This window comes from Pectinatus frisingensis (assembly GCF_014076555.1).
GTDB classification, from domain to species: domain Bacteria; phylum Bacillota; class Negativicutes; order Selenomonadales; family Selenomonadaceae; genus Pectinatus; species Pectinatus frisingensis.
In genome coordinates this window covers 825,320-844,395 of record NZ_CP045424.1, presented here as the reverse complement: position 1 = coordinate 844,395, position 19,076 = coordinate 825,320, and the positions used below count along the sequence as shown (strand labels likewise).

General features: G+C 34.9%; 16 protein-coding genes and 2 pseudogenes. 4 read left to right on the top strand and 14 right to left on the bottom strand.

The window, feature by feature from the left end; all coding sequences use genetic code 11:
- The first annotated feature begins 69 nt into the window (after nucleotides 1-69).
- Nucleotides 70-1,185: a mandelate racemase/muconate lactonizing enzyme family protein gene (locus tag F8M42_RS04055; RefSeq protein ID WP_182188078.1), complete on the top strand. Its 1,116-nt coding sequence runs from the start codon at nucleotides 70-72 to the stop codon at nucleotides 1,183-1,185.
- A 29-nt stretch (nucleotides 1,186-1,214) separates the two neighbouring features.
- Complete coding sequence (dcuC, locus tag F8M42_RS04050) at nucleotides 1,215-2,471, top strand: C4-dicarboxylate transporter DcuC (protein WP_182188077.1); 1,257 nt, start codon at nucleotides 1,215-1,217, stop codon at nucleotides 2,469-2,471.
- Nucleotides 2,472-2,544: 73 nt separating this feature from the next.
- On the opposite strand, the gene F8M42_RS04045 is transcribed toward dcuC, so the two are convergent.
- The 4 genes from F8M42_RS04045 to F8M42_RS04030 form a co-directional block, all read right to left on the bottom strand.
- A complete protein-coding gene (locus F8M42_RS04045) occupies nucleotides 2,545-2,943 on the bottom strand; it encodes an arsenate reductase ArsC (RefSeq protein ID WP_182188076.1) in 399 nt (132 codons plus the stop codon).
- Nucleotides 2,944-3,183: 240 nt separating this feature from the next.
- Nucleotides 3,184-3,684, bottom strand: a complete 501-nt coding sequence (locus tag F8M42_RS04040) for a GNAT family N-acetyltransferase (RefSeq protein ID WP_182188075.1) — start codon at nucleotides 3,682-3,684, stop codon at nucleotides 3,184-3,186.
- 191 nt (nucleotides 3,685-3,875) lie between these two features.
- Nucleotides 3,876-4,961, bottom strand: a complete 1,086-nt coding sequence (locus tag F8M42_RS04035; RefSeq protein WP_182188074.1) for a hypothetical protein — start codon at nucleotides 4,959-4,961, stop codon at nucleotides 3,876-3,878.
- Nucleotides 4,962-5,110: 149 nt separating this feature from the next.
- Nucleotides 5,111-5,692 carry an NINE protein gene (locus F8M42_RS04030; RefSeq protein ID WP_182188073.1) on the bottom strand — a complete coding sequence of 194 codons (582 nt, stop codon included), beginning with the start codon at nucleotides 5,690-5,692 and terminating at the stop codon, nucleotides 5,111-5,113.
- Nucleotides 5,693-5,744: 52 nt separating this feature from the next.
- Between F8M42_RS04030 and F8M42_RS04025 the strand changes: the two are divergent.
- A pseudogene (locus F8M42_RS04025) lies at nucleotides 5,745-6,002 on the top strand (integrase core domain-containing protein); the annotation flags it as partial.
- A 453-nt stretch (nucleotides 6,003-6,455) separates the two neighbouring features.
- Here F8M42_RS04025 and F8M42_RS04020 read toward each other — a convergent pair.
- The 10 genes from F8M42_RS04020 to F8M42_RS03975 form a co-directional block, all read right to left on the bottom strand.
- Nucleotides 6,456-8,147 carry an O-linked N-acetylglucosamine transferase, SPINDLY family protein gene (locus tag F8M42_RS04020; RefSeq protein WP_182188072.1) on the bottom strand — a complete coding sequence of 564 codons (1,692 nt, stop codon included), beginning with the start codon at nucleotides 8,145-8,147 and terminating at the stop codon, nucleotides 6,456-6,458.
- 17 nt (nucleotides 8,148-8,164) lie between these two features.
- Nucleotides 8,165-9,832: a hypothetical protein gene (locus F8M42_RS13775; protein WP_326832818.1), complete on the bottom strand. Its 1,668-nt coding sequence runs from the start codon at nucleotides 9,830-9,832 to the stop codon at nucleotides 8,165-8,167.
- Nucleotides 9,833-9,896: 64 nt separating this feature from the next.
- On the bottom strand, nucleotides 9,897-10,955 hold the full coding sequence (gene rfbG, locus F8M42_RS04010; protein WP_182188070.1) for a CDP-glucose 4,6-dehydratase: 1,059 nt from the start codon (nucleotides 10,953-10,955) through the stop codon (nucleotides 9,897-9,899).
- A gap of 43 nt (nucleotides 10,956-10,998) precedes the next feature.
- The gene (gene rfbF / locus F8M42_RS04005; protein WP_182188069.1) at nucleotides 10,999-11,784 is read right to left on the bottom strand and encodes a glucose-1-phosphate cytidylyltransferase; all 786 of its coding nucleotides are present in this window, start codon (nucleotides 11,782-11,784) and stop codon (nucleotides 10,999-11,001) included.
- 54 nt (nucleotides 11,785-11,838) lie between these two features.
- Nucleotides 11,839-13,197: a lipopolysaccharide biosynthesis protein RfbH gene (gene rfbH, locus F8M42_RS04000; RefSeq protein ID WP_182188068.1), complete on the bottom strand. Its 1,359-nt coding sequence runs from the start codon at nucleotides 13,195-13,197 to the stop codon at nucleotides 11,839-11,841.
- 197 nt (nucleotides 13,198-13,394) lie between these two features.
- Nucleotides 13,395-13,949 carry an FkbM family methyltransferase gene (locus F8M42_RS03995; protein ID WP_229711442.1) on the bottom strand — a complete coding sequence of 185 codons (555 nt, stop codon included), beginning with the start codon at nucleotides 13,947-13,949 and terminating at the stop codon, nucleotides 13,395-13,397.
- Between the two features lie 100 nt (nucleotides 13,950-14,049).
- Complete coding sequence (locus F8M42_RS03990; RefSeq protein ID WP_182185656.1) at nucleotides 14,050-15,291, bottom strand: IS256 family transposase; 1,242 nt, start codon at nucleotides 15,289-15,291, stop codon at nucleotides 14,050-14,052.
- Nucleotides 15,292-15,340: 49 nt separating this feature from the next.
- A complete protein-coding gene (locus tag F8M42_RS03985) occupies nucleotides 15,341-15,724 on the bottom strand; it encodes a hypothetical protein (RefSeq protein ID WP_182188066.1) in 384 nt (127 codons plus the stop codon).
- Between the two features lie 20 nt (nucleotides 15,725-15,744).
- Nucleotides 15,745-16,815: an NAD-dependent epimerase/dehydratase family protein gene (locus tag F8M42_RS03980; RefSeq protein WP_229711440.1), complete on the bottom strand. Its 1,071-nt coding sequence runs from the start codon at nucleotides 16,813-16,815 to the stop codon at nucleotides 15,745-15,747.
- A gap of 53 nt (nucleotides 16,816-16,868) precedes the next feature.
- Nucleotides 16,869-17,939: a radical SAM/SPASM domain-containing protein gene (locus tag F8M42_RS03975; RefSeq protein ID WP_182188065.1), complete on the bottom strand. Its 1,071-nt coding sequence runs from the start codon at nucleotides 17,937-17,939 to the stop codon at nucleotides 16,869-16,871.
- A gap of 118 nt (nucleotides 17,940-18,057) precedes the next feature.
- On the opposite strand from F8M42_RS03975, the pseudogene F8M42_RS03970 reads away from it, so the two are divergent.
- Nucleotides 18,058-19,069, top strand: a pseudogene (locus F8M42_RS03970) (IS6 family transposase).
- Nucleotides 19,070-19,076: the final 7 nt, after the last annotated feature.

Sequence of the window (19,076 nt, the reverse complement as noted above, 5' to 3'; positions counted from 1 at the left end):
AATTATATTTCAAGCAATGTAATAATTAATATAAATAAAAAAATAATAGTATTTTATGGAGGATTTACAATGGAAATTACTAAAATTGATTCTATTCTAACCGGTTCCAGACGTCTATTTGTAAAAGTACATACTGACACAGGAATTACAGGTATAGGTGAAAGTGGCAATTGGGGATTTCGTGAAGCTGTTGTCGGAGCCATCAATCGCATGGAAAAACCATTAATAGGGCAAGATCCACTACGCATAGAATATATCAATGATGAGCTCTATAAACGTTTTAAATTTGGCGGCACAGTAATAGGCGGAGCTATTTCTGCTATAGATATAGCATTATGGGATATCAAGGGAAAATATTATAATGCACCGATATATCAATTATTGGGAGGAGCTGTACGTAAAAAAATACGCCTTTGGGGTGTAGTAGACGGCAGGGACATTTCTTCCAGCATTAAATCCGCAAAAGAGTTAAAAGCAAAAGGGTACACTTGTATACGCCTTAACCCTACCAATATAGAAGAAGCTAAAGGAACTTACGCCCGCCGCATGAACGCCATGAGTGAAATGATTCATGCCATCCGAGATGCAATCGGTCTCGATGTGGATCTTGGCTGCGAAATCCACCGGGCATTACAGCCACATGAAAGTATTACTTTACTTAAAATGGTAGAAGATTGCAATCTGCTTTTCTTCGAAGATCCTATAAACTACGAAAATTACTTTTCTTTAAAAACTGTAACAGAAAAAACAAAAACTCCTATCAGTGCAGGAGAAAGAGGCTTCTGTATTCAAGATATACAAATGCTCTTGCAAAATGAAAGTGTAAGCTTTATACGCCCCGATATCTGTCTCATGCGAGGAATAACAGGCTGCAAAAAGGCTGCCGCCATCGCTGAAAGCCATTATGTCAATGTTATTCCTCACACCGCTACCGGCAGTATAAACCTCGCAGGAAATCTTCATTTAGCTGCTGCTATTCCCAATTTTGAGGTATTGGAAACATGCCCGATAACAAGCGAATGGGATAAAATACAAAAAGAAATCAAAACTCCTTTCAAAATAGAAAATGGTTGTATAGAAGTTCCAGAAGGTCCCGGTCTCGGTATAGAACTGCGTGATGATATAGAAATCACTGCCCCATATTGTGACTGGGAATGGGACTTTATAAAATGCAACATAAAGTGACATCTTTTTTGAATATGGAGGAAATTTAAATGATTTTAACAGGTATATTGTTGGTTTTAATAACTTTTATCGCCATCATAAGAGGCTATGAAACAAGGCTGGTATTATTCATATCCGGTATTGTGATGTGTTTTATAGGTGGAAATACTATTGCAGGCAGCAACGCATTTATAAAAGAACTTACAAATGTCGGATTGGTTCCGACAATTTGTACTGTGCTAGGATTCAGTTATGTAATGGATTATACCGGATGCTCAAAACATATGGTTACATTTATAACCAGAATACTAAGTAAATTCAAATTTATCCTAATCCCCGGTGCAGTTATGGTAACTTTTTTTGTAAATATAGCACTACCAAGTGCCGCAGGCTGTGCAGCAGCTGTTGGTACGTTACTTATACCTGCACTAATAAATACAGGTATACACCCAAAAATGGCTGCTTCTGCCATTTTCCTGGGTACTTGGGGCAGCGTAATGAGCCCAGGGCTTATGTTTAATCCCCAAATTGCTCAAATGGCAGGAACAGATGTCATGACAGTCATCAGTTCATTTTCCGTGCAGGTTTTATTGGCCGCAGTTATTGCTTCCATTATATTAACTATATTGGCTGTTATCAAAAAGGAAAACATCGGTTATAAATCTGCCGATTATAAAAAACATTTAACGACTGACAATTTCAAGGTAAACTATATTTATGCGATTTTACCAATAATACCCTTAATAATGCTGATAACTGGCAGTAAACAAATTGGCCTGACTCCATATGTTTCCGTTCCAACTGCTATGTTAATAGGAACGGCTATAGGTTTTATAATGGTGAGACCTAATCTGAAAGAAGCTACAAAAAAATTTTTCCGTGGTACCGGTGACGGTATGTGCGACGTAGTTGGCATTATCGCTGCAGCGGCTTGTTTTACTGCCGGCATGAAAACAATAGGCCTTACGGATTCACTAATTGATGTCATGAAAAATTCTCAACATATAGCACAATTTGCTTCTGCTTTCGGTCCTTTTATCATCGGTGCAATTTCAGGCACAGGTAATGCAGCTGCACTGGCTTTTAACGGCGCAATCACCCCACATGCAGCTGATTTTGGTTATAATATCATACAGTTAGGTTCAATGGCACAGATAGGTGCCGGCCTTGGAAGAACAATGAGTCCCGTTGCCGGCTCCGCTATCCTTATTGCAAAAATGGCAAATGTGAATCCATTTGAAATAACAAAAAGGAACGCATTACCCACACTTGCTGCCACTATTATTGTGATGGTCACATTGTTATAAATGCATGCATAAATTCTTTATAATATATGTGTCAGCACATGGTCTATGATTTTCCCTATAAACATTACTTGAGTTATATCACACCAGCTCGTAGTCGGCTAACAAGATCATCCATTTTTGTTTTTATAGTATTTCTAATTACTCTAAACTCCTTATCAGTTTTTCCTGATGGATCTTCAATTCCCCAATCTTCACGGTATGCACATGGCAAAACCGGACATTGTACATTGCAGCCCATGGTTATCACAATATCAACTTCAGGAATATCCTGGAGAAGTTTAGGGTTCTGGCTTAACTCCATATCTATGCCGATTTCTTTCATAATACGTACGGCATCCTGATTAATATAATCCCACTCATCTGTCCCTGCAGAAAAACACTCAAACACATTAAGCCCCATCACTTTGCCGAAAGCCTCCGCCATTTGCGAACGGCACGAATTATGAACACAAATAAAAGCAACTTTTTTCATTATTCCACCTGTTTTATAGCAGCTATCTCATGTAATTAATTTTCATTCATAAACCCTCAATTGCCGCCTTTTTTGTCCGTACACAGAAGGACACAGGGAATCGTGTAGTGATAGCGGGTTACAGCTTTATGAAATTAATGATATTCATGTGATAGCTCTTTATCTTATATGCACAATATACAAAAATCGGTATTCAATAAAACACTTGATTACATATTTTTCTCCATACTAAAATCACAGTTAATCTATCCCGATTTTTTTGCTTCTTCTTTCCACTAAAACTGTATCATACCATATGCCATTACTCATTTTAGCAATTTTTTCCCTTATGCCAATTTCCCTAAACCCACATTTTTTATGCACCGCTATACTCGCATTATTTTTTCTGATAATCGAAGCATACAACGTCCAAATCCCATTTTCTTCAGATTTTTTTACCAGTTCCATTAAAAGAGCCGTTCCGATACCTTGATTTTTATATGCTTCACCAATATAAAGACTAATTTCTACTACACCTCGGTAACACTCCCTGCCCGAAGTTGGGCTTAATGCCACCCATCCCAGCGCCTTATCCTTCGAGTGGGCAACAAACCGGCATACCTTAAGATGACTTTTATCCCAATCTTTCCACAAAGGCGCTTCGGTCTGAAAAGTTGCCATACCCGTCTTAATGCCCTGTAAATAAATATCTCTTACTTCTTCCCAGTCACATGATTTCATTACATCAATCGTATATTTCATTTTTCCCCCTTACACAAGCACTGTGTGAGCCCTGTGCCATTCTTTTTCATATTCACAGGATTATTATCACTCATATCTCCCCTCTTCAAACATCCGTAAAACCTTTCTATACTTATATTTTCTCTTCATGGATTAACTCTCTGCATTCTTAATACAAATTCTATTTTCCTGATATATCTTCCATTTTCTTTCTATTTTAATAATGCTTGAAGTTTTTGATTATAAAGATCATATTCATCCTTCATTATTCCACCAGATTTATAATCTGGCAAAGGATCCTGCCCTAATGATACAGCCAATAATCCACCAGACAAATAATAAGCACGTTCAGACTCACTTTCCAGCACATGTGAAAGCATATCCTTTACCTTAGCATCTATATCTGTCTCACTCATTAATTGGACTTTAGTTATTTCAATATCATTATGAAGTTTTAATGCCGAATCATGTAGGAATTTAGCTTTTTCTCGTGACGGTGATTGATTACATTGATTAGCTATAGCAACAATATTTCCATCATAAGTTTCTTTAAGATGTACATATTTTTGAATCATAGTATTATTGTAATTAGAAGTTATACTATCTGATGAATTACTATTTGACCATGTTAAATACTGCGCTAAGTCAGCTAATAAGTCATGAGGATCATTAACTGATTCACCACCTAATTGTACATCTTTCCCCCGAATAAAAAACCCCACTCCATTACCGCCACTACCTTTAATTAAATAGGTTATGCCATTGTGTGTAGTAGATCTATCAATAGTCTTATAATCTGTATGATGATTTTTCTGAAACATGCCCATATTCTGAAAAAGTTCCCGTTTTCCATCAGCAGTCAAATCAGGGCTCACTGTAATCACTAATGCGACCATAGCCGATAGCATCCTATCAGCAACGACCTCATCCGTTGATGTAATTGTCAAGATAACTCCTTTAACTTTATAAGTATCTGGATAATATGAAACCATCATCGACAAAGCATCCATGAAATGATACTCATAAACATTAGCATTCACTCCATGATATTCTGGTGCTTTTTTCAAATTTAATGACATCCCGGGAAATTCTGTATTGATAACACTATTATAACGATCACGAAATTCCTCTTCCGTTAGATTTATATCATATATTCCCGATACAGATTTATTTACTTTCCTTCCTTCTTGTTTATGTGCCGATTGACGATTTGAATCAGTTTGCACAGCAGCATAAACGCCCACACCTATTGCTAATAATAAACTAATAATTCCAAGAACGATAGATTTTTTATTCATTATTTTATACCCTTTATCAATCGACACATTGTGAATAAAAAATAAATATATTCCAATGCAATCGTTTATCTTTATCCTTAATGAATTAAATCTGTCTCATTTTACAAATTCATCCGCAACACTTTTATTATACTATCAATCTATTTTTATTATAAATTTTCAGTATTTATGTAAATCATTAAATAACAACCTATGATAAGAAATATTTCAGCAATAATGCAATAATGTGAATAAATTATTGCATCTTTTACTACTATTCGTCCATATGCATCAGTAAAATTTTTATTATACAATAAAATTAGATCGTATATAGTTCCCAATCCCCAAAATCCTAATGTAAAAAAATAAACTAAACCTGTGACATATTGACCAACATATATTCTGCCCAATCCAGCAAAACCCAAAAATCCAAGAATAGTAAGCATGACAGTCTCCATTCTATCCTTACCAGAAGGGCCTTTTAATATTTTTTTATACTCTGTCTGTGGTTCTGAAACTTCTTTTATAACAGTTATTTTTTCACCTTTTTCATCAGTAGTTTCAGTAATTGTTTTTGTTTTTATTTGTCGAATATGTTTAAATTCCTTATTTTTATTATTTTGATACATTTTATAAAGAATTATTAGTAATATTATTCCAACTACTAATATCCCACCTACACTGCCTATTGCAGCCACAGCAATTATGAGCAAAAAAAATAACGTACACCCTATCAGTATTATTAAACACATATTTCCCCCTTATAATATTCATCACAATTTATTCCATATGCCAAAAATAAAGAAACATATCCGTGTCCACAGCTTCAGTGACGATATCACCAACAACCTGATCGAATGTTTTAACAAGCAGTTCAAAGCATGGTATAAAACCAAACAGGGATTTTCTTCTTTCAATTCTGCCAACAATCTTATTGCGGTTTTTCTCTTTTTTTACAATTTTGTCCGTCCTCATTCCGCTCTTAACAGTCTGACTCCGGCACAAGTTGCAGGGCTCAATCTTTCTGCCAGAAGTAAACACAAGCTTTTGTTCGTTGCTTGAAGTATTTGGCTGTTTCTGTTTGTTAATCTTTCATGTTTACTTTACAAAGCCAAATATAATATGTTTTTAATTTGACAAAGTTTTACAAAGTCCTCTTTTATTAAAAATAAAATATAATTGGGAACAAATTCTATTGCAGTTATCCGTTTTCCCCTGATAAAGTAAAATTCACTTTATCTTAACTAAGATAAAAGCACAAAACTATTTGCAACTTCCCCCGTGTTTTCTCATTTTTTTAATAATAAATTAGTTCGTAATCCACCACCACAATGCTGGCAAAATGCAATAAACCAACCCATTGAATATATACTAGAATGTCAACATGCCTTAAATTTCCCAAAGTTAGTTTAAATATAATTTTCACACCGTACAAACTTATAAATAATTCTATGCTTTTATTATGAGTCGATTTTTTAGCTCAAACCACTACAAATAAAATCGATTTTTTCCATTCTAACGCTTGTTAATATTTTTCAATATAAATTCATTCCAAATGGATTTATAAATATTTTCGATATCTTTTATATATAACCTGTTATTCATCAATGAACTTTTATTCATTTTATTTCTCAATGTCTTATGATAAATATCTATTAATTTTATATTATTTGCCAGATATACAGCTTTATCTATATATTCCTGCGCCGAATAAGCGATCAATTCATCCATCTCTATATTTTTCAAGATACTGCAACCAAATCTTGCACCATGGCGTTTGCCGCACAGGCTTATCAATGGTACTCCCATATATAGTGTTTCACAGGAAGTAACTCCGCCAGTATACGGATATGTATCCAAAGCAATATCGATGTCATTGTATTCATTCAAATACTCTTTTGTAAACGGCCGCAATAGCACTCGATCAATATTTATTTTATATTTTTTCATAAGTCTATTAACATATTGTCTTCCCTGATTATTATCAAATATACTGCTTTTCAGTACTAATCTTGCCGCAGGAATTTCAGCCAAAATTTTTGCCCATAAAGACAGTACAAAATCATTTACCTTATTAAAATTATTAAAGCAGCCAAAGGTAACATATCCATTTTTCAAACAAGGTGCATCTTCTACCTTTGGCATTTGACCCAATGGTGTGTAACAGATATGAGAATGTGGCATACGTATTATTTTCTCGCAGAAATAGGAAGACATATTATCAGAAGCACAATAACAGTCGGATAAAAAATAATCAACAGTATTTAATCCTGTAGTATTAAAATAACCTATACCACTAATTTGCACCGGTGCGGGTTTGTATGCCAAAACAGGCAGGCAATTATTAGCTGTATGACCAGAAAAATCAAAAAGAATATTTATTTTATCATTATGTATTAATTCAGCAGCCTTATTTGCCGAAAAACCGTTGATATTACGCCAATTCAAATCAGTCATTTGCTGTAATTTTTTTGTTATATCATCTTCCAAACCGGCAGAATAACAATAAACTTCAAATTGATTTTTGGTATAATTCAACAGTAGACTGAAAGTCCAAGAAAGTACAGGATGCCTGCGAAAATCAGGTGATATATAACCTATCTTTATTTTTCTCACAGACTTATTAACAGTGAAATCATGATATTGCATATTATTATTAAAAAATCTTTGATAATTTATATGTAATTTATATACTGCCTCATCACTGACAGTATAAATATAATTCATCACAAATAGAGCATTACTGTACTCTTCTATCTTCTTTGTATAGTTATTCTCTTTTCGTGACGAATATAAAAAATACTGACATGCCTTTTTACTTTTGCCAATTTTTACGTAAGCAGAGGCCAGCATACTATATATCTCTGCCAGATATAGTTCATTATCAATTTGACCAGTTAATCTCTGCTGGTCAATAAATTTAACCGTTTTTACAAGCAGCTTTATTTCAGTGATGTACAGCTTTTTATCTTTATATACATATGCCTGCTGCATATGTCCCGGTATATATGCCGGATTTTTTTTTAAAATATGTTCAATAATGCATATGGCTTTATCATACTTATGCAGATTTCTATAGGAGACAGCCATTAATAATAAAACTTTTTCTTCATATTTGTATTTACTTTTACTTAGCAATGTAATACATTTTTCATACTCACCGCTATCATAAAAGCGCTGTCCCAGCAACATATAAATATCCATCATTTTTCCTTACAACATATTTATAAATTCATTATGTTTAAAATTTTTTGGGCATAGATTTTCATTGCAACATCATTGGGATGCAGAGCTACACCAGAATGCTGAACATAATGCTCTTTCCCATCATTGCCAAAAACTATGTTATTAATACCCACTCGATAAATATCATTTTCTTGAATATCGCTTAAATCCACAAATGATGCATTATTTGATTTACATACCCTTCTTTTTATGTTATCAATACTATTATTTTGCCAAAATTGTCCTATTATAATCAATTTTGCTTTTCTTGACAATGAATTTTTTCTTATATACCTTATTAACTCGCAAAAGTCATTTTCCAGCGTACTGGATTCGCTTATATTTTCTCCTAATTGAAAAATAATGAAATCGTATTCTTTATTTAAATATCGATCAAGTGATGACAGTGTCTCTGATCTATCATAGTACATAGTTTCCCACGAGGCCATATTTACTGATTCAAATTCAACATCATATTTTTGTTTTAAATATTTTGCTATCAAATGTATATAATCTTTACTCTGCTTTGATGCCCCCATACCCCATTCTCCCCACCAATACTCGCAAATGCCATGTATTGTAATGGAATTACCTATTACTAAAAAACGAACTTTCCTTTTTTCTTCAGATAAGGATATTTTTGAGATATCATTTTTTAATATTGATGAAAAAATGTTTTTATTATAACCATAAATTAATTTTACACCATAATCTGTTCCATAATCACTATACACTAAACTAATAAAATCTTTTGTGGTAATAAGATAATCTATGGTACTCAAAACATTTGCAGATATTTTTCCATTCGTATTATGGGAAAATAATAAGGGTGCATTCTCACCTTTAGGGATAATATATTTATTCATTATTATTTGTAGTTTATCATCAGGTATATTAACATCTATAATTAATGCAATTTTATCCTGATATCCAAACATTTTTATATATGAACTAGCAACATGCCTTAGAAGTGTAACATCATCGGACTGCAACGGAAAATATATCAAAACATAACCTTTATCTTTTATGTCATGTAAATATGCTTCTATTTCATCATTATTATCTTCTGATTTTGTTTCAATAAAATATTTATCAGCAAAACTTTTTACTTGTTCTTCTGTGTTAATATTTTTTACAACTGACTGAATTTTTTCTTTATCCCAGTACCACCATTTAATTTTTTGCAATTTATTTATTATATCTTTGCTGAATCTATATTTAATAATTTTAGCAGGAACGCCTCCCACTACAGCATATGGCGGTATATCTTTAGTGACAACAGAACCGGCAGCTATACAGGCACCGTTTCCTATATATACTCCTCCCATGATTGTACAGCCACGGCCAATCCATACATCATTACCAATAATTAATTGATCTTTGTTTCCGCCGTACAATTCACTTTTATAGTTCTTAACAAAATCATCTGTGGCATTAGTATCTAATTGCATCAATGGGTAAGTGGATAATGAATGAAAATTATGATCCATTCCTATAAGAAAAACATTATTATAGGAAATTGAACAATAATTACCAATAAGAACATGGCTAGCACTGTTCCCGCCTTCATATGATACACCACCAATATAACTTCCTTTTCCTAGAGTAATAATATTTATGCCAAATAAATTAATACTACGTATTTCACTAGAAAATGGATTACCCACATAAATGTTCGTTTGCATAAAGATAAACCCCTTAATTATTTAAATATTATATTCCTTAAATTTACTATAACATCTTCATATACATTTTTATTTGTTTTAATGTCAGTTTATGCATATTATCACCTTGCAAATAAGCTTTATACCATAAAGCGGTACAATCCATCGCTTCAGCAAGCGTCAAAACTGGCTGCCACTTTAACCGACTGTGTGCCTTTGAACAATCCAGTCTCAAATACCCGGCTTCATGTCTAATATTATCACTTGCACATATTTCATAAGTACCGCCTAATTTATTGCATAACATATCAACTACAGTCTTAACCTCTGCAGCTGATTCATCATTCGGCCCAAAGTTCCAACTTTCTGCAAAATGTTGCCCCCCGAAATATAAATGCTCCATCAGTGATAAATACCCATGTAAAGCTTCAAGAACATGCTGCCACGGACGAACTGCCCTTGGATTGCGTATTTTTATACATTGTTTTTCAGAAATTGCCCTGAAACAATCAGGAATCAATCTATCTTCAGCCCAATCGCCTCCACCTATGACATTTCCAGCTCGCGCACTTGCCAGGGCAACATTTGTTTTATTAAAAAAAGACCGTCGATAAGCCGATGTGACAAGCTCTGCACAAGCCTTACTGGACGAATACGGATCATAGCCTCCCAATCTGTCATTTTCCCTGTATCCCCAGCACCATTCATTATTTTCATAGCATTTATCCGTAGTAACAATTAATGCCGCTTTTATATTTTTACAATTTTTTATGCTTTCTAAAAAATTCACAGTTCCCATCACATTAGTTTGATATGTATAAATCGGATCATCGTACGATCGTCTGACTAAAGGCTGTGCTGCCATATGTATTACTATATCAGGATCAGATTCAGCCATAGCTTTTTTCAGGCTGTCAAAATCGTTTATATCATTAATAAAAGATCTTTTGCAACATTTTTTCACTTCGGCACAATCAAATAAATTTATCTTAGTCGGTGGTTTCAAAGAGTAACCATAAACTTCAGCTCCCAGCTCTGAAAGACATAAAGAAAGCCAGCTTCCCTTAAATCCTGTGTGTCCTGTTATAAATATTTTCTTTTTCCGCCAGAATTTTTTATCAATCATTTATCATTTTCTCCAAAATGGTTTAGCCCTCTTAGTTATAACTTTATTTATCCTTCCAAACCTTCCATGGCGCATTATTGCTCTGCCATAATCGTTCTAAAACTATTTTTTCTCTTAAAGTATCCATACACTGCCAAAAACCCGTATGTTTATAGCTCATTAGCTGTCCTTTGGTTGCTAATCTTTCTAATGGTTCATGCTCAAAAACCACATCATCACTATTTTCTATATAATCAAAAACATCTGGTTCCAGCACCATATAACCGGCATTAATCGGTATTCCATCATCAGCTGTCTTTTCACGAAAGGCATGAACTGCATCATCACCACCAATATCCAAAATCCCCTTCTGCTGTTTTTGCATAACTGCTGTAAGAGTAGCTATCTTATGTGCTTGTTTATGAAATTCCAGCAATTTACGAATATTTACATCACATACCCCATCGCCATAAGTCATCATAAATGGTTCATCACCAACATATTTTTGGATGCGTTTAATCCGCCCACCTGTCATAGTATTGAGTCCTGTATCAACGACAGTAACTTTCCACGGCTCTGTATACTGATTGTGCACAATCATTTTATTGCCTTGCGTAAAATCAAAGGTAATATCAGAGGTATGCAAAAAATAATCAGCAAACCATTCTTTTATCATATGCTGCTTATATCCCGCACAAACTATAAACTCATTAAAACCATAATAGCTGTATTCTTTCATTATATGCCACAATATAGGCATTCCGCCAATTTCGACCATTGGTTTTGGTCTTATATCAGATTCTTCAGCAATTCGTGTGCCCAATCCACCGGCCAGTAAGACTACTTTCATAAAATCACGCCTTTAAAAATTTAAAATCTATTTTCGACTATATAATACAAAAATTTACTTACTTTTTAGAAAATCCCTTATCGTAGTGAGCATAAACCTCAATCGCAGCTCATCTATACCAGGATATATTCCCAGCCAAAAAGTTCGTTCCATAATACAGTCCGTGTTATCTAAACTACCAACTACTCTATATAATTGATTATTACCACGCATTTCATCGAAACAAGGATGTTTGATAAGATTTCCGGCGAATAACATTCGTGTCTGAATATTATGTTTTTCTAAATATGTGACAATTTCATTCCTACTGAATTTCGCTGTTTCACGCACTGTTATTAAAAAACCAAACCAACTTGGCTTACTGTTTTGACTTGCTTCCGGTAAAATAAAATATTCACTTAAATCATTTAGATGCTCCCACAAGAATTGCCAATTTTCTTTTCTTTTCTTTATAAAAAAAGGAAGTTTCTTTAGCTGTGCACAGCCGATGGCAGCCTGCATCTCTGTGGCCTTCAAATTATATCCGAAATGCGAATAAACATATTTATGATCATACCCAAGTGGCAACTCACCGAACTGCTGTGAAAATCTATTTTGGCATGTATTGTCGTGTCCTGAAGCACACCAGCAATCACGCCCCCAGTCACGGAAAGAATTGATGATTCTATGAAGCTGAGAATTATCTGTATATACCGCACCACCTTCGCCCATAGTCATGTGATGCGGTGGATAAAAACTTGATGTCCCTATGTCACCTATTGTTCCGGTATATTTCCACGCACCATTTATATAATATTCACTACCAAGAGCATCGCAGTTATCTTCTATCAACCACAAATTATGTTCATCACAAAACGATTTTACCGTCTGCAAATCAAAAGGATTCCCTAATGTATGTGCCACCATTACAACTTTTGTTCTTTTGCTGTATGCCTTTTCCAGCATAGAAACATCTATATTATACTCAGGCAATGTGACATCTACAAATACGGGAACAGCGCCATATTGGATTATAGGTGCAACGGTAGTAGGAAATCCCGCTGCAACCGTAATGACCTCATCTCCCTTTTTTACTCTTCTTTCACCCAATTTTGCAGAAGTAAGTGCCATAAATGCCAGTAAATTAGCAGACGAACCCGAATTTGTCAATGAACAATATTTAACATCCAAAAATTTGGCAAAGTCACTTTCAAATTCAGAGCAATATCTACCGGTAGTAAGCCAAAAATCAAGTGAAGCATCAACAAGATTAACTAACTCCTTTTCATCAAAGAAGCGTCCACCATAATTGATTTTGTCCCCCGGAGTAAATCCTTTTCCTGGAACAAAAGTACTGCTGTAATATTCCCGGACAGATGCAAGTATCTTTTCCCTTATTTTCGCTTGAGCTGTTACGTTTTGATTTGCTGTCATTTTTTACTTCCTTTAACTTATTGAAGATTGTCCATGCATTCTTCAATACAAAATCGTTATATTCTTTCCGTAAAGTGTTTCACGATCCGCAATAATGTAAATACCATAATACATATTTAATTAATTTAAAACATTTAAGCAATAAATTCTGACTATAAACCTCAATCAAATGATATTTCCAATTACAATAATGCTTATTATTTATATTTATTAATAATTTTTTGGTGTTTCTGTATATGGAAAAAGAAAAAATTCGTTTCTGCTGTTTCAGCATCCATCTTTTCAAATTTTTTTATTTTACCATTTTCTACAATAAAACATTCATATCCCCATTTTTGAAACAATAAAATTATTTCGTTGGGATGATAGCCAAATCTTTTAGCATGTTTTCGTAACATCTCTGTATAAACAATTGGCTGATATCTTCTGAAAAGTTTCTCACCTCCTGTAAATACCATCTTTTCCGCACCTTCAACATCGCATTTTAGAAAATCAATATTCTGGATATTATTTTTTTCTATAAAATCGTCTAATCGTTCCACATGACAAATAATTTCTCGCACTTCCTCACCGATTTTCCCTTTTCCCACATTACCATACTGTGTATAAAAGGAATCTGTAATAGGACGTAAAGAAGCAGCTTCACTTGCTGGTGGCACAAAAAATTTAAAATCGTCTTTTTCATTATAAAATCCTATATTAAAAGTCTCAATTCCATGTTGAACATTATTTAAGATAATATTTTTCTGCATATTATTAAAAGTAGTCTTAACTGGTTCAAAAGCATATATTTTAGTGTTTGGCCATTTTGCATGAATATTTGGGATTGTCAAGTAAAGTGTGTAAATGATTTTAAGTTGAAGCCTGATATTTTTGTACCATGGTGCCGATCCGTTCGTCAATAACCAGCTGATTCATCACCATGGCCCAATTGCGAATGGAGTGACCGCGCCATTTTTGGTAAAGTTCCTTAATCCGTAAATAAAACACTTTAAAAATAGCTGTTTCATTGCTGAAAGCGCCCTGTTTCGTAACCTTGCGGAAGCTCGAGTTAACGCTTTCTATGGCATTGGTCGTGTACATAACCCGACGCACATCACTACCATAGTTAAAAAGCTGTTCCACGTGCCGAAAATTATCCTTCCACACGCGGATGGCACCAGGATATTTGCTCCACGCGTCACAGAACTGTTCAAATGCAGCTTGTGCTCCTTTCAGGTTGATGGCACCATAGATTTTCCTTAGCTGCGCTGTAAAGGCTTTGTAATCCTTACTGGGTACGTATTTCAGAGAGTTGCGGATGAGGTGTACAATGCAGCGCTGCACCACAACATTTTTGAAGATCGCTTTAGCGCCATCTTCAAGACCACTTACACCGTCCATAGAAATAAAGCCTATGTCCTGAACACCCCGGGATTTTATTTCATCGAACACCTGCATCCAGCGATGCTTGCTTTCTGTATCGCCCGTCCATAAGCCCAGTACATCTTTCCCGCCGTTTAGATCATACCCCAGAATAACGTAGACAGCCTGGTCAGAAACGCCCTGCTCCGTACGCATAGAAACGTATATGCAATCCACAAAGATAAAGGGATAAAAAGCTTTCAGCGGTCGATTCTGCCACTCATTCAATTCATCTAAGACACAATCTGTGATGTTGGAAATTTGTCCAGCTGATAGCTTGAATCCATAGATGTCGTCGATCGTCGATGAAATGTCACGCTGGCTCATGCCACGAGCATACATAGCAAGCACCTTGCCCTCAATCGAGGAAACATCGGTCTGCCGCTTCTGCACAACCTGCGGCTCAAAAGAACCGTCACGATCACGAGGGACATTAATCGGGACTTCACCTGCGGATGTTTTGAGAGTTTTATGGTTGTAGCCGTTGCGGCGATTGGCGGTTTCCTTTTCACCACGTTCATTGTTGTCATAGCCGAGATGATTTTCCATTTCACCATGCAGCATGGCCTCGAACATAGGCCCAAAAACATCTTTAAGCGCATTTTGCATATCTTCGACGTTTTTTGGCTTATATTCACTGATAATCGCTTTAGCCAGGGATTCGCCACGTGTGGGTTGTTTCTTTGACATAAATTTATTACCTCCGCATGTGTTTGACTTCCCCAACTGGGGTGTATATCTAAACTGTTTCTTTCCTATTTACACAGTTTATTATACACTCCCGAATATTTAAACTAAACCATCCTACGTTAGCTCCTATATCAAAAATCGTACCAAATTTTGGAACTAAACATCGAATAAAATCCCAATCTTCATTCTCACTTTTCGATAGTATAACTTCAGCTCTACATACTATTTGTGAAAAATCAAAATACAATTTTACACCTGATACTGATAGAATAATGCCGTTTTTCCGTATTTCTATAGACTCACAGTTCCTATTATCAGCTATAATTTTTTGGTATTCCAAAAGCGGTAATAATCGCTCGCGCATCAATTTCCAATACATTCGTTTATTACAATTTTGTTGTTTGTAATTTTCCATCAACTCATTCATTTTCATTATAGAAACATCCTTTTGTTTTATACACCTTGCAAATATTTCAGTACATTACGAAAACCCACGTAACTATTATAGTGGCATTCCCATCCTAATGTTATTAATTTTTTCTCTGTCAGTTTATTTGCCTTGTTATTTTTATTTTCTAAATAAGACTCAGAATCGGTACGTTGTTTTTGTATTACCCTGAGATTCAACTCTGGACGTAATCGAAGCATCAACTCTGCTAGCTCACTGATACTGATAAACTCTTTGGAATTACAGACATTGTAAGCAGCTCCAATTTCACCTTCCAGTAATACTAATAAAAAACCTGCTATCGCATCAGCAATATAACAAAATGACCGTTTAGCCGTGCCATCACTCAACATCATAATGTCTTTTCCATAATAGATACATTTCATGAAAGCCGCAAATACTCTTGGGTCGTTCTCAATATCCATTGTTGGGCCATATGTATGTCCAATACGAATAATATGTACTGGCACTTCTTGTTCACGTGCAAATGCTGCACACCATGTTTCTCCCATTCGCTTACTTTCCCCATAGCAACTATGCAACTCCAGTGGATCCATACTACCTACCATATCCTCCGTAATTATATTTGGTGATGGTATATATCCATAAATATCACCTGTACTAAAAAAAAGAAATCCTCTCACCTGTTGTTTTTGTGCAAATTGTAATAAATAATAAGTACCAACGGCATTTGGTGCTGCAACTTCTATAGGCATTGACTTGTAATATTGAGGACTTGCTAAACTAGCTGCATGAATTATAAAATCTACTTTCTTCTTGATTTTTACAGGTACTGTAAAATCATCATTAATAATCTGAAAATATTTTTTCATGGCATAAAGACCAAATCTTTGATAACATTTAGCCTGATTTCTCGCCAATGCAAGGATATTGATATTAGCATTATGCATTTCATTTAAATAAATAAAAAAATACACTATATAAGATGCCAACATCCCTGTTGCCCCTGTTATTAGAACTGTTCGATTATAAAAATCACTCCAGTTAACATTCCGTTGGTAAATATCTTGCATATCTTCCTCAATTATAGCGCTCCCCATAAAATATTTATTCATAATAATACTCCTTCATTTATTCGAGTACATATAATTACTGCATCTGCAAATTTTTATTTTGCAGATTTATCATCATAATGCAAGCGTTCAATTGGAAGGTTATCCAAGTTATCTTCTCTGCTATCCTTAAGTGGAATTTCACAAGTACCGCACAATACATGGTTACATCCTTTGTTTTTTAGTTGCATTACGCGAAAATCATATAATTTCCTGGAATTCCAAATTTTTTCGAGTGATTTATCCTTTATATTCCCAAGCAATGTATCTCGAGCCCAGTCCGTACAACAAACTACTACATCTCCATTACTCCGAATGGTCATATGAGTGAATGGATAACGACATACTTTTCTCTTTTTGTATACTGCAGAGTCAATATATGTTTTCTGTGCTATACTGCCCTTGATTTTATCCCCATAGAGACGGTCAAGTGCGTTTTCTTTAAGCTTGGGTAATATCCATGGAATATCTATATATTGCTCATCTGTAATATTTTTATACACTTTTTTAAAAATATCATTTTCGTCACAATGTGTATCCATAATTTTAGCAGAAATATAAGGTTTATTCGATCCTTTTTTATCACGATAGTTGCGTAAGTAAGCTATATTATCCTGAATCTGTTTTGGTGTTACATTAGATTGTGTAATACGTTTTTGATTATCAGTAATCACCGAATAAATTGAGGCTCGTAAATAATCTAATCCATAATCTACTATGTTTCTGGATAATTGAGGAGTTAAAAGTGCTGCATTAGTGGTAATTTCCACTTGATAGGAAACATTTGCCGCCTTAATTTCTCGTAGCATTTCACTTATATGCGGATTAAGTAACGGCTCACCTGTCGAATATAGTTTAATAAGTTTTATTTTTGTATTTTTTAGTTCACAAAAATCTTTAATATCCTGTAATATTTTATAAAACAATTTTAATTCCATATTCTGAAATGGTCCGCCATTTTTCTTATATTCATCAGTACTTTGCCAACACATCAGGCATTTAAAATTACAAATATTTGTGGGTTCAATGCTAACACACAAAGGAATATCTAAAGGCACCTTATCAATAAGTCGAATTCTATCTGCCTGATAAGCTACTGAAAATGGTAATAATGTTTCTTTTTTCATAAAAATTTCTCCCTATACAGTTTCTGTATTATAAAGTTAAATGAAAGTTGAGGACTCGTCAACCCTTATGGTACATTTTATCACAAACACTGTACCTCCCGAAAGGAGACGAGTCCTCATGACAAAATCATATCAGATTTGCTGTCCAAAATGCAACAACCATCAAAACTTTCATCGTTATGGCAAAGATAAAGATGGAAACCAAAAATATCTTTGCCGTGTATGCGGGCATCAATTTTACCATATGCCAATGCAACCGGCAAATCAGGAAGGCCACGCATACGTTCTTACCCAAGCCCTATCTGCGGAAAAGCCATGTTTTTTCATCATGAGCACAAGTATTATTCAAACTACCAATGTGGTGACAAGAAATGCGATCATTCCCTTTTTGTCCCGAAACAAGCTGCTATTACAACAACTTCCATGTCGAAATTGTCAGGAAAAACCAATTTCAAGCGAATGCGTTATCCTATGCATGTTATTCTGACGGCATTGTTTTCCGCAATATTGCTCTTATTGTACATACGGTCATAAACATTCAGGTTTCTCACACCACCATCAGCAACTGGTGTACGAAATTTGCCCCTTTGTTTTACAACATTGCACTTGAATTGATACCAACGCTCAATTCCGACTCCGATAAATGGCACGCGGACGAAACCGTGGTGAAAATCCGTGGCGTGAAATATTATCTTTGGTTAATTGTGGACAGCGAAACACGTTTTGTCCTTGGCTTTCATCTTTCCAAACACAGGGATAGTCCTCAGGCTTCTTCCCTGCTTAATTCCGTTGAGCACCTTGGCAAAACCAGAGCCGTCGTGACCGACCGTTACAGTGCCTACAAAGTTCCTGTAAAAGCAATGCTGAATGTGAAACCATATCCGTGTCCACAGTTCAGTGACGATATCACCAACAACCTGATCGAATGCTTTAACAAGCAGTTCAAAGCATGGTATAAAACCAAACAGGGATTTTCTTCTTTCAATTCCGCCAACAATCTTATTGCGGTTTTTCTCTTTTTTTACAATTTTGTCCGTCCTCATTCCGCTCTTAACAGTCTGACTCCGGCACAAGTTGCAGGGCTCAATCTTTCTGCCAGAAGTAAACACAAGCTTTTGTTCGTTGCTTGAAGTATTT

Bases quoted from the DNA above. Each gene is read 5' to 3' on its own strand.
- F8M42_RS04045 (WP_182188076.1), bottom strand. From the start codon at position 2,943: ATGAAAAAAGTTGCTTTTATTTGTGTTCATAATTCGTGCCGTTCGCAA.
- F8M42_RS03985 (WP_182188066.1), bottom strand. From the start codon at position 15,724: ATGAAAATGAATGAGTTGATGGAAAATTACAAACAACAAAATTGTAAT.
- F8M42_RS03980 (WP_229711440.1), bottom strand. From the start codon at position 16,815: ATGAATAAATATTTTATGGGGAGCGCTATAATTGAGGAAGATATGCAA.
- dcuC (WP_182188077.1), top strand. From the start codon at position 1,215: ATGATTTTAACAGGTATATTGTTGGTTTTAATAACTTTTATCGCCATC.
- F8M42_RS04020 (WP_182188072.1), bottom strand. From the start codon at position 8,147: ATGATGGATATTTATATGTTGCTGGGACAGCGCTTTTATGATAGCGGT.
- F8M42_RS04040 (WP_182188075.1), bottom strand. From the start codon at position 3,684: ATGAAATATACGATTGATGTAATGAAATCATGTGACTGGGAAGAAGTA.
- rfbH (WP_182188068.1), bottom strand. From the start codon at position 13,197: ATGACAGCAAATCAAAACGTAACAGCTCAAGCGAAAATAAGGGAAAAG.
- F8M42_RS04035 (WP_182188074.1), bottom strand. From the start codon at position 4,961: ATGAATAAAAAATCTATCGTTCTTGGAATTATTAGTTTATTATTAGCA.
- F8M42_RS03975 (WP_182188065.1), bottom strand. From the start codon at position 17,939: ATGAAAAAAGAAACATTATTACCATTTTCAGTAGCTTATCAGGCAGAT.
- rfbF (WP_182188069.1), bottom strand. From the start codon at position 11,784: ATGAAAGTAGTCTTACTGGCCGGTGGATTGGGCACACGAATTGCTGAA.
- F8M42_RS04030 (WP_182188073.1), bottom strand. From the start codon at position 5,692: ATGTGTTTAATAATACTGATAGGGTGTACGTTATTTTTTTTGCTCATA.
- F8M42_RS04055 (WP_182188078.1), top strand. From the start codon at position 70: ATGGAAATTACTAAAATTGATTCTATTCTAACCGGTTCCAGACGTCTA.
- F8M42_RS03990 (WP_182185656.1), bottom strand. From the start codon at position 15,291: ATGTCAAAGAAACAACCCACACGTGGCGAATCCCTGGCTAAAGCGATT.
- rfbG (WP_182188070.1), bottom strand. From the start codon at position 10,955: ATGATTGATAAAAAATTCTGGCGGAAAAAGAAAATATTTATAACAGGA.
- F8M42_RS03995 (WP_229711442.1), bottom strand. From the start codon at position 13,949: ATGCAGAAAAATATTATCTTAAATAATGTTCAACATGGAATTGAGACT.